The sequence below is a fragment of the Bacillota bacterium genome, assembly GCA_012837335.1.
Lineage (GTDB): Bacteria > Bacillota > Limnochordia > Darwinibacteriales > DTU012 > DTU012.
The window spans coordinates 19,071-30,347 of record DURM01000088.1; the positions used below are offsets into that span (position 1 = coordinate 19,071).

Sequence of the window (11,277 nt, forward strand, 5' to 3'; positions counted from 1 at the left end):
TAAAATTAAAGGGGTTGGTTAAGTGTGAATCTTTTGGAGGTAAATGAGATATGTAAGACCTATGGCGACAAGACAGTTGTCGACCACATTTCCTTTCAGGCCCAAGCGGGACAAATTTTAGGCCTGCTGGGTCCAAACGGAGCTGGTAAGACTACCACGATCCGGATGATCATGGATATTACGGTTCCGGACAGCGGCGAGATTTGGTTTACCGCCGATGAAAAGCGCACTGCGGGAGTTCCCCGGCAGACAATTGGATATCTTCCGGAAGAACGTGGACTTTATAAAGATGCGAAAATAATTCCCCTGCTGGTGTTCTTAGCCGGATTAAAAGGGGTAGATCCGGAAACCGCCCGCACCCGGGCGCTGGAATGGCTGGAGCGGTTTGACCTCAAAGACTATGCTTACGCCAAAGTGGATCAACTTTCGAAAGGAATGGCCCAAAAAGTCCAGTTTATCGCTGCAGTTCTGCACGAACCGCGCTTTGTGGTCTTAGACGAACCTTTTTCGGGACTGGATCCGGTCAACCAAGAGCTGATTAAGACCGAAATCAAAAATCTGGCCGCGCGGGGAGCAGTAGTACTCCTGTCCAGCCACCAGATGAATATTGTCGAGGAGCTCTGTGACCAGATCTTTTTAATTCATCAAGGCAAAAAGGTTGTTTCCGGTACCCTGAGGCAGATTAAAGAAAGCTACGGCAACTTCCGGGTTTACATCGAAACAGCCGCTGATATCGGCACGCTTGAACAGCTGCCGGGGGTAGCTGATGCAACCCGCTTAAGCGGCACACGGTGGATGCTCAATCTTCATGACCATGTAACTCCGGCCGAATTTTTGCAGAACATACCTGCTGATGCTGAGATTGATGAGCTGCAGGTGGTCCGTCCGTCGCTGCACGATATCTTTGTAAAAGTAGCAACAGGAGGTGAAGAGCTGTGAACAGCACTTTAAAAATTGCCAAATGGGAAGTTATGCGGAACCTGACCAATAAGCAGTTTATCATCGGCTTAATCCTTACACCCCTGATCATGGTTGCTTTCATTGCTTTTCCGATTCTCATTGAGCAGTTCAATAAACCAGAGCAGATGGTCTATCAAGTGGTAGATCAAGTGGGAATCTTACCGATGCTCCAGAGGATGATGCCTGAGCACATAACTTTAGAACCGAGCAGTGATCAGGCTGCTGCTGAAGCGGCGGTGGAGGAGAGCGAAGCTGATGGATACCTGCTTCTAGATTCTGAATTTCTCACCAGCGGTCAGGCTCAGCTTTATTATGAGAACAGTAATCAAGAGGCATTTGGAACCCTCTCTTCGGCTTTAACAGTAATTCTTCAGCAGGTGCGGCTGGAACAGTCCGAGCTGGATTCAACTCAGCTGGCGTATTTAACTGAACCGGCAGCGCTGGTATCGATTGCGATTGACGAGGCCGACGCCCCTAACGCCCAGAGAATTCTCGTATCGGCAGTAGCAATCGTGATTATCTACATCCTGATCTTCTCTTCCGGAAGCATGCTGATGATGAGCGCTCTGCAGGAGCGGCGGGATCGCATGGCAGAAGTAATCTTAAGCTCAATCCGGGCTTCAGACTTGATGAAAGGCAAAATCTTAGGTCACTTCTTCTTAGGCATAATCCAGCTGGTGTTTTGGACAGCGCTTGCCCTGCCGGCATTAATCTATTTCACCGATTTTCCGGTGCTGGAGGCTTTAGCCACTGCTAATCTGCCCCTGATCCTATTTTTTGGCTTGTTTGGCTATCTGCTCATCGCGGCCCTATTTATCGGTGTGGGGGCAACCATGGAAGATGTTCAGCAGGCAGGCAACTCGCAGGGTATGGTCATCATGCTTCCTGCCATGGCCTTTCTGTTTATTAGCCCGGTAGTTCATAACCCTAACGGAGTTGTTTCTCAATTTGCCAGCCTATTTCCCTTTACGAGCTGGGTGATCATTATTATCCGGGATGCAATCGCTCCGGTCTCGACCTGGCAGATTGTCCTCAGCGGAGCAATCCTGCTGGTTACTACCGCCCTGCTTACCCTCATGGCGGCCAAAATCTTCCGGGTCGGCATGCTGATGTACGGTAAAAACGCCACTCCGCGGGAAATCATCAAGTGGCTGCGCTATAAAGACATATAAAAAAGAGGGGTCAACCCCCCCTCAGTACTATTGTGAATCTAGTTCCAATATCTTCGCGGCTCAGCACTTCAAGGTGCCCGCCGTGGCGCTCTACAATCCAATTCGCAATTGATAAACCGAGTCCGGTCCCACCTGTGGATCGGGCTCGTGATTCATCAGCCCGGAAAAAACGCTCGAAGATATGGGGCACCGCTTCCGGTGGAATCCCGATACCACTGTCCTGGACTGTGAGCGTCACTTCACTCTCCCGCTGTTTAACGGAAATCTTAATCTCTCCCCCAACCGGTGTGTATTTTACCGCATTATCCACGAGAATCCGCAGCGCCTGCTTAATAAGACCCACATCTCCTTCCACATACGCTGACTCAACATCAAGAATAAACTCATGTCCGCCGTCAATCATTCGGAATTCTTTTAATACGGTTTGGGCGGTATCAGCCAAATCGATTCGCTCGATCTGAAGCGGCATCCGGTTGCTGTCACCGCGGGCGAGAAACAGCAGCTGCTCCACCAAATCCTTCATATTGGCAGCTTCTTCTTTAATGGCATCAATCGATTCCTGCAGCGCTTTCTCATCGTGTTTGCCCCAGCGGTCCAGAAGATTGGCATAGCCCTGAATGGCCGCAATCGGTGTGCGCAGCTCATGGGATGCATCGGATACAAACCGCGCCTGGGAACGGTAAGCTGCGTTGATGCGATCGAGCATGCCATTGATGGCCGCAGCCAAACCTTTCAATTCGTCCTGAGTTTGGTCGATATCGATGCGGGTATCCAGCCTGGCAGCTGTGATTCGATCGAGTTTTCCGGCCAATTCTTTCATTTCCTCAATGGACAGCGGTCCCTGATCCACATTCAAGCTCTGGGCCTGCCGGGCTAAATCAGTTAAAGGTGTCAGTGTTTCCCGGATCAATCTCGCGCCAGAAAAAAATCTGGTGATTAAAATGATGAGCTGGATTCCCAGCATCGCTGCTATCAGGGTGACCGCTAAGGTGAGGGGCTCCTTTAAGCTGATTACCAGCGCATACCCCTGGCCATTATCAGCGAACTCCACCCGGTACACGATCTGCTCCGGAATATTTTTCCAGGAATATTTCCATTCCGACAGCGGAGTTAATACCTCAAAGCGCCGCGCCGCATCCGCTGTTTCCTCCAGCACCAAGCGCTTCAGCGTGTTGGGCAGGGTAAATCCCTGCGGTAAAGCGGAAAGTTCTGCCACTTCAATATCTAGTAAAGTCAATAAGTCCTGATTTTCCGGGTTAAGCAGTTCCCCGGTGGTAAGATAAGGCGCAACCGCTGCCGCCTTGTTCTCTGCGTAGTAAATGGTACTGAAGGTCAGAGCTGCGACCAGCAGCAGATTAAACCCGATAAAAAATGACAGCAGCCACATCCAGATGCGGATATTCAAGCGGGCTGCAATGGAAAAACGCAGTCTGCTGCGGCGATCCGGTTTGTTATTACTCATCGCGAATCACATACCCCACTCCCCGCACTGTAGTGATCAGCTTGGCATTAAAAACATCATCGATCTTACTGCGCAAAAAGCGGATGTAAACATCCACTACGTTGGTTTCTCCTTCATAATCGTAGCCCCAAACATTGACCAGCAGTGTCTCGCGGGACATAACCAAACCCTTGTTCTCCAAAAGGTATTGGAGCAGATCAAATTCCCGCTTAGTCAGTTCAATCTGATTATCCTGATAGAACACCTGCCGCCGCCCTACATCTAGTCTCAGTTCCCCTGCTGTGAGCACCGTGGTTTCGCTGCTAGGAACTAATGCATTGGTTTTTCTAAGGGCAGTCCGGATCCGGGCCAAAAGCTCCTCGATGGCAAAAGGTTTGGTGATATAATCGTCGGCTCCGCTGTCCAGCCCTGAGACCTTATCGATGACACTATCCCGAGCAGTCAGCATGATCACAGGAACGGAGGAACTGCGGCGAATCCTCCGCAGCACCTCCATTCCATTTAATCCGGGCAGCATGATATCAAGAAGGATTAAATCAAATTCCTCGGCTTCGGCCATCTCTAAACCAGTCCTGCCATCAAAAGCTTTGGCTACTTCATAGCCTTCATAGGTTAATTCCATCTCCACAAAGCGGGCAAATTTCTCCTCATCTTCGATGATTAAAATCCGTGCCGCCAAGGAAATCACTCCTCCCCGATCCAATCCTTACCCCGCGTGCCGCCGCTACTCGCTTTTCCGCCCTTCGCTGCTGACAATCCGATAGTGGTAGTCAAAGAATAAACCAATAATCAAGAGTGGAATTACTACCCATGGGGCGACCAGGGTTAACAGCACCATAACAGTCATAGGAAGTTTAAACTGAGTTGTTTCGCGCTGGGACACTACAAACAAGGTGTTGTTGCCCTTGTGAATCAGTCTGACCAGAAAATCCCGGAATCTGTGTAATCCATCGGTAAAAGCATCTTTCTTCGATTCCCGATGCTCTTCTCCGCCAACTACTTCTGGCTTTACTTTTTCACTGCTGTAAAATCCGTCCCCTTCCGGCGGCTTAATCTTACCCTGACGCTCCAACATAATCACTGCCTCCAGCAAATCACCATTGGCTGCCTCGTAGGCCTGTTTAGCTTCTTCGTAAGATACATTCGCTTTTGCACGCAGACGTTCAATTTGTTCCAATCTGTCCATCAAAGTAGAACCTCCCTTGTTGATTTACCTGCATTCTAACAGAGGCAGCTTAAATGCAAATATGAGTAAGATTAAAATCAGATTAAAATCTTAATATTACTACCAAGCTGCAATCGTTCCATCAGTCCGCGGTTCGGTGCCCCCGGCCAGTACTCCGTTCGGCATCCGCCAGATGATCTGCCCACGTCCGAAACCGCCGGAAGTAACCGGGATCCGGACTTGATGGCCTCTGCGCTCCAAGGCTTGCGCGATGTAATTCGGCACACTGCTTTCCAGCTCCACCTGCCTGCCTTCCATCCACTGCCAGCGAGGCCGATCCAGGGCCGCCTGGGGATTAAGCTGAAAATCAACTGCGTTCATTACAACCTGCACATGGCCCTGGGGCTGCATGAAACCACCCATCACGCCGAATGGTCCCACTGCTTCCCCATCTTTACTTAAGAAGCCGGGGATAATTGTATGATAGGTCCGCTTGCCTGGTCTAAGGCAGTTGGGATGATTCTCGTCTAGGGAGAAGTTGTTGCCCCGATTCTGGAGGGCAATTCCTGTCTCCGGTACAACAATTCCGGAGCCGAAGCCCATGTAGTTGCTTTGGATATAGGATACCATGTTGCCCTGGTTGTCAGCTGCGGCTAAGTAGACGGTGCCGCCCCGGGGAGGTTTGCCGGGACTTGGCTCAAGAGCAGTGCGGCCGATGAGTTCTTTCCGCTTCAGTCCATATTCCTCCGACAAAAGCTCTTCAACTTTCACCGGCATCTCATCGCGCTCCGTGATATAGGCCTGGCCATCAGCAAAGGCAAGTTTAATCGCCTCGATCTGGCGGTGGTATGTTTCCGGATGATCCAACTCTAAATCATCATAGTGCTTGAGAATATTCAATGCCATCAAGGCAACCAAGCCCTGCCCGTTCGGCGGTATTTCCCACACATCATAGCCGCGGTAGTTTAGCCGAATTGGTTCAACCCACTCCGGCTGATAAGTCTCTAAATCGGATTTGCGGATTATACCTCCGGTTTCCCGGGCAAACCGATCAATCGCATCCGCTAATTCTCCGCTGTAAAAAGCCCGGGCGTTGGTCTTGGCAATAGCTCTTAATGAGGCAGCGTGACCCGGGGAATTCCACAGCTCGCCAATCTGGGGCGCTCTTCCCTTGGGAGCAAAGGTTGTAAACCACTGCTTAAACTCTTCCCCTTTCAGGTTAGCTTTGTAGGTATCGTAGGCTCTCTGCCAAAAGTAACCAGTAATCGGCGAAACAGGATAGCCATTTTCAGCATAGTCAATCGCCGGTTTTAAGGTCTGAGTAAGGTCAAGAGCACCAAAACGCTCGCTTAAAGCTGCCCACGCCGCGGGCACACCCGGCACTGTGACCGGGATCCATCCGAACCGGGGCATCTTTTTCCAGCCGAGCTGCCGCACTTGTTCAACAGATATTCCTGCAGGCGCTGGACCACTCGCGTTTAAACCGTAGAGTTTGCCTCCACTCCATACCAGAGCAAAGGCATCCCCGCCAATACCGTTTGACGTCGGTTCTACCACTGTTAAGCAGGCCGCAGCAGCAATCGCGGCATCGATGGCATTGCCGCCCTGCTTTAAGACTTCTAAACCGGCCTGGGCAGCCAAAGGCTGGGATGTCGCCACCATGCCGTTTTCAGCGTACACCATCATCCGCTGTGACGAATAAGGATAAGATAAGGGATCAAATTCAAACATGCTGTAAACTCCTTTCACCGCTTCTTGATTTCGGCATATCCATAATATTCCCTGCTGTTACCTGAAGGGATCGGCGCCGTGTCGGAGAATTTTTGGTACTAGGAGGGTGAGAAATGGCTGCTGTAGGAAATTTACTGTGGTTTATCTTTGGTGGATTTGAATTAGCGTTAATTTGGCTGGCAATCGGCTGCTTCTTCTATCTGACCATCATCGGCATTCCCATCGGCAGAGCCTGCTTTGAGTTCGCTAAGCTCTCTGCCTTCCCATACGGCAAAGAGATCATCAGGGCAGCTGAACTAATGGGCAAACAGAATGTCTCGCTATTTTCCCGCGTTATTCATTTTGTTTTAAACCTGATCTGGCTTCCAATCGGGGTTATCCTTACCATCTGCCACCTGCTCTTAGGCATTCTTTATGCGGTGACCATCATTGGAATTCCGGTGGCGGTTGTCCATCTCCGCATGGGTAGGTTTCTACTTGCACCGGTTGGATGCCGAGTGGTCAGCAAGGAGCAGGCGCTGGCCAGCCGGACTGCCAATGAGCTTGAAAAGCGGCTGAGAAACTAGCGTTGACAAGCGCCTTAAAATAAATTATAATTTATTTAACAAAACGCAAATAAAAGACTATGACAGGGAGAAGTAGGTCAATCGGAAGTTTACAGAGAGCCAAGGGTTGGTGGAACTTGGCAATGACCGCTGACTGAAATACACCCTTGAGTTGCGGGCTGAACTAGCAGTAGGCCTTGCCGTCTACCGACGTTACCGGTTAGGGAAGTGATGGCTTCCTGAAACGAGTGAATCTGCTTGCAGATTAACACAGGTGGTACCGCGGCTGAAAGTCGTCCTGAAGATGGACGGCTTTTTTTATTTGCAAGAATATAAGGAGTGAGAGTGATGGTCAAGGTTAATTTTTTCACTGGAGAGCAAATTCCTTTAGAAATGCACAAGGTTAGGATAGTCCAGAAACTGAATCTGATCCCGGTTGAGGAGCGGCTGCGGGCGATGCAGCAAGCCGGCAGCAATACGTTTTTATTGAAAAATGAGGATGTTTATCTGGACATGCTGACTGACAGCGGGGTCAATGCTATGAGCGATCGACAGCTGGCTGCAATGATGGAAGCCGACGACAGCTATGCCGGTTCCCAAACCTTTACCAGATTAGAAGAAAAATGCACGGAAATCTTTGGAACCAAATATTTCATTCCTGCGCACCAGGGGCGTGCTTGCGAGAATATCCTGGCGCAGGTATTTGTGACACCAGACAGCATTGTACCGATGAATTACCATTTTACTACTACCAAAGCCCATATTGTGCTGAACGGCGGCACCGTTGTGGAAACCCCGATTGATGAGGCGTACAATGTGGTCAGCACTCATCCTTTTAAAGGGAATATGGACCTGGACAAACTGGAAGCCGCGGTTAAGGAGCACGGACCGGATAAAGTAGCCTTTGTCCGCATGGAAGCGGGCACCAATCTCATCGGTGGACAGCCCTTCTCGCTGGAGAATTTGGAGCAGGTGCGGGCGCTCTGCGATCGCTATGGCCTGATTTTGGTCCTCGATGCCAGCTTATTGGCAGACAATTTATATTTTATCAAGACCCGGGAAGAAAAATGCCGGCATTTAAGCATTAAGGAAATCACCCGCAGAATCTCGGATTTATGCGACATCTTATATTTCTCCGGCCGCAAGCTCGGCTGCGCCCGGGGCGGCGGGTTGATGACCAATAATGGGGAATTCAATCAGAAGATTAGTGAGTTTATACCCTTATATGAAGGGTTCTTGACTTACGGCGGCATGTCAGTGCGGGAAATGGAAGCGATTACCATCGGTCTGGAAGAAACGATGGACATGGATATGATCAGCCATGGGCCCCAGTTTATCGCCTACATGGCAGAAGAACTGCAGAACAATGGCGTGCCGGTAGTCACTCCTCCAGGAGGTTTGGGATGCCACATTGACGCCATGCAGTTTGTGGACCACATTCCCCAAACCCAGTATCCCGCAGGAGCTTTAGCAGCCGCCCTGTATATCGCCAGCGGGATCAGGGGCATGGAAAGAGGTACCATATCTGAACAGCGAAAACCTGATGGAACTGAACCTTTAGCAGATATGGAACTGCTCCGCTTAGCCCTTCCCCGGCGGGTGTTTACGCTTTCTCAGGTAAAATACGCGGTAGACCGCATTACCTGGCTCTATGAAAACCGCCGCCTAATCGGAGGCTTGAAGTTCGTAGAAGAACCGGAAACTCTCCGCTTCTTCCTCGGCAAATTAGCACCGATTAATGCTTGGCAGGAAGAGCTGGCAGCGAAGTTTAAAGCTGATTTAGGCGATTTTTAAGATAAAAACAGGGTCAGACTTTAACCGCAACCGGTATTGGTCTGACCCTTTGCTTTTCTATAATTTGTCGATGTTATCCAGCGCGCCCTCAAGGCCGATGATGTTGGTTAAGGGCATTGCGAAGCAGATGCCGTTACCTTTAGTGGTAAGTCCGGCTGCTTTGGAAATGCTTTCCATGATTGGTCGTTTGTTTTTCTCTGGTGCTACAATTAACACCAAATCTTTTTCCGGCTGAATAGTGATGCCGAGATATTTAACGGCTTCTTTTGAGCCTAAGCCCCGGGCATGAACCAAAGTGCCGCCGGTGGCTCCTGCGCTTTTAGCTGCCTCCATAACCTGCTCAAAATTGCCGGAGTTAACGATAGTAATGATCAAGTGATATTTTTCTGCCGGTGCAGTGGTCATTTCCTCACTTCCCATCTCGATATTGTCATCAGCTTGATTGAGGACCTTGGAAACAGTGCTGCTGATACTGCTTAAGCTCGCTGTGCAGGCAATTCCTGTTCCCGGTTTGCTGAAATCTATGCTGTTATTCAGCTCTTTGAGAAAATAATCGGCCATCAACTTTGTCTGCAGGCTGACGCACACAATTTTTTTTGGTCCCCCATAACCAAGGATATCGTAAATTGCCGATTTAGCGGTACCGGAACCGTGGAGTACAGCGGCTGCCGGTATGCCGCATCTTTTTAATGTATCGGTCAATTTATCCTTCAAACTATAATCCAGGATAGTAATGAGGGCCTCTAATCTATCTGTAGAAGTCTCCACCATGGGTAGTCCTCCATTTCTTGTAAGTTACTCAGAGAGCTCCGAAGCATTCGCCGAATAATCCAAGTCGATAATTGTATCTTCGGCAGGGACTTCCAGTTCCCTTGCTGTTTTTCGGGATTTAACGACAAATGCGACTCCGAACAGCTGCAGAATTAATACGGGAAACAGCGCGACTACAGCTACAATCCCGAATGCATCGGTAAAAATATTGCCGCCCAGCGCTTCGCTCGCTCCAATTGCCAGCGGCAGCATAAACGTAGCCGCCAGCGGGCCGGAAGCAACCGCCCCGGAGTCAAAGGCTATGGATGTAAACAGCCGCGGAACCACAAATGTCAGAATCAGAGCAAGCAGGTATCCGGGCACAATAATGTATAGCAGCGAGATACCAGTAAGTACGCGCAGCATGGATAGGGCAACCGCGATACCCACTCCTACCGACAGGCCAATTCCCATTGCTTTGGCAGGAATTGCCCCGGCTGTCGCATCTTCTACCTGCCGTTTTAAAACAAATACAGCCGGTTCTGCCGCTACCACAAAGAATCCAGTTACAAAACCAACCAAGACCAGAACCCATCTGCTGGAATTGGCAATCAGCGAGCTCCCAAGGAGATAGCCTGCTGGCATAAACCCAACATTAGCACTGGCTAAAAACAGCACCATGCCAATATAAGTATAGATTGTTCCAACCCCGATCTTCAAAAGAGCTCTAGCCTTTAACCGCAGAACAGCAATCTGGAAAATTACAAAAAGCACTAGCATCGGTGCAAGGGCCAGCGCAACCTGGGAAAACTGATCCTCAATACCCGACTTGTAAAGTGCAGCTATATCCCCAAGCGATGCCACATCGGAAACAACTAACGTACTTCCTCCTGTGGGAGAGAAGAACATACCCAGGATCAGCACAGCCAGGATTGGGCAGATCAGTGTTAGGGCTACCAAGCCAAAGCTGTCCTCGTGAGTGGCATTGTCACCGCGAATCGATGCTAAACCAAGCCCCAGTGCCATCACGAAAGGAACCATGATCGGACCTGTAGTTACAGCTCCTGATTCCCAGGCAATAGATAGGAAATTGCTGTTAGTAAAACTTGAAAGCACAAATGCAAACAGATAGCAGCCGATCATAATTGTAGACAGCGGCCATTGGAATAGAATCCGCAAAAATGCGCCAACTAAACCAAGACCAACTCCCGCAGCCACTGTAAAAATAATCACTGAATCAGGAACTCCATTGATCTGGCCTGCTAAAAGAATAAGGTCCGGCTCCGCAACTGTGACAAAGACCCCAATCACAAAGGTCATAATAATAATAAAGGCTAATTTGCGGCTCTTTACCACAGAGGAACCCACATACTCCCCAATTGGAATCAGTGATGTGTCCACACCCAAATTAAATAATGCGATTCCCACTATCATCAGCACAGCACTGAACAGGAAAAAGATTATGTTCCATGTTGGCATTGGCGCAGCAGTAAAACTTAGGATTAATACTAGAATAATAATTGGAATTACAGACGATGACGATTCCTTAAGCTTATCCAATAACAGTTTTAACATTTAACCACCTCTACCTCCAGTACTCTTAACACCCATGGTTATTCTCCTTAATCAATTTAATTTTAATGCAGCAAGAGCATTTTCTCATATTAACATGATAACGTCAAGATTACCTGGGCTGTA

Annotated in this window: 10 protein-coding genes and 1 other annotated feature; of the genes, 4 read left to right on the forward strand and 6 right to left on the reverse strand. The window is 49.3% G+C overall.

Annotated elements, in window-relative coordinates; all coding sequences use genetic code 11:
* Positions 1-24: 24 nt before the first annotated feature.
* Positions 25-939 carry an ATP-binding cassette domain-containing protein gene (locus GX019_11060; protein ID HHT37695.1) on the forward strand — a complete coding sequence of 305 codons (915 nt, stop codon included), beginning with the start codon at positions 25-27 and terminating at the stop codon, positions 937-939.
* Positions 936-2,132 (forward strand): ABC transporter permease, encoded by a 1,197-nt coding sequence (locus GX019_11065; protein ID HHT37696.1) that lies wholly within the window; start codon positions 936-938, stop codon positions 2,130-2,132. The genes GX019_11060 and GX019_11065 overlap by 4 nt, the downstream gene beginning before the upstream one ends.
* A 10-nt stretch (positions 2,133-2,142) precedes the next feature.
* Here the strand turns inward: GX019_11065 and GX019_11070 are convergent, their stop codons facing one another.
* From GX019_11070 to GX019_11085, 4 genes are all read right to left on the reverse strand, one after another.
* The gene (locus tag GX019_11070; protein ID HHT37697.1) at positions 2,143-3,594 is read right to left on the reverse strand and encodes a HAMP domain-containing protein; all 1,452 of its coding nucleotides are present in this window, start codon (positions 3,592-3,594) and stop codon (positions 2,143-2,145) included.
* A complete protein-coding gene (locus GX019_11075) occupies positions 3,587-4,273 on the reverse strand; it encodes a response regulator transcription factor (protein HHT37698.1) in 687 nt (228 codons plus the stop codon). The genes GX019_11070 and GX019_11075 overlap by 8 nt, the downstream gene beginning before the upstream one ends.
* A 45-nt stretch (positions 4,274-4,318) precedes the next feature.
* Entirely contained in the window at positions 4,319-4,780 is a 462-nt protein-coding gene (locus tag GX019_11080; GenBank protein HHT37699.1) for a DUF4342 domain-containing protein, read from the reverse strand.
* Between the two features lie 99 nt (positions 4,781-4,879).
* On the reverse strand, positions 4,880-6,490 hold the full coding sequence (locus GX019_11085; GenBank protein ID HHT37700.1) for a gamma-glutamyltransferase family protein: 1,611 nt from the start codon (positions 6,488-6,490) through the stop codon (positions 4,880-4,882).
* Positions 6,491-6,603: 113 nt separating this feature from the next.
* Between GX019_11085 and GX019_11090 the strand changes: the two genes are divergently transcribed.
* Together GX019_11090 and GX019_11095 are read left to right on the forward strand one after the other, a co-directional pair.
* Positions 6,604-7,056, forward strand: coding sequence for a hypothetical protein (locus tag GX019_11090; GenBank protein HHT37701.1), 453 nt, complete (start codon positions 6,604-6,606; stop codon positions 7,054-7,056).
* A 50-nt stretch (positions 7,057-7,106) separates the two neighbouring features.
* Positions 7,107-7,339 (forward strand) — a binding site (T-box leader).
* 44 nt (positions 7,340-7,383) lie between these two features.
* Positions 7,384-8,829 carry a tryptophanase gene (locus GX019_11095; protein ID HHT37702.1) on the forward strand — a complete coding sequence of 482 codons (1,446 nt, stop codon included), beginning with the start codon at positions 7,384-7,386 and terminating at the stop codon, positions 8,827-8,829.
* Between the two features lie 57 nt (positions 8,830-8,886).
* Here the strand turns inward: GX019_11095 and GX019_11100 are convergent, their stop codons facing one another.
* The gene (locus GX019_11100; GenBank protein ID HHT37703.1) at positions 8,887-9,600 is read right to left on the reverse strand and encodes a hypothetical protein; all 714 of its coding nucleotides are present in this window, start codon (positions 9,598-9,600) and stop codon (positions 8,887-8,889) included.
* A gap of 24 nt (positions 9,601-9,624) precedes the next feature.
* Entirely contained in the window at positions 9,625-11,154 is a 1,530-nt protein-coding gene (locus GX019_11105) for a DUF1538 domain-containing protein (GenBank protein HHT37704.1), read from the reverse strand.
* Between the last annotated feature and the right edge of the window lie 123 nt (positions 11,155-11,277).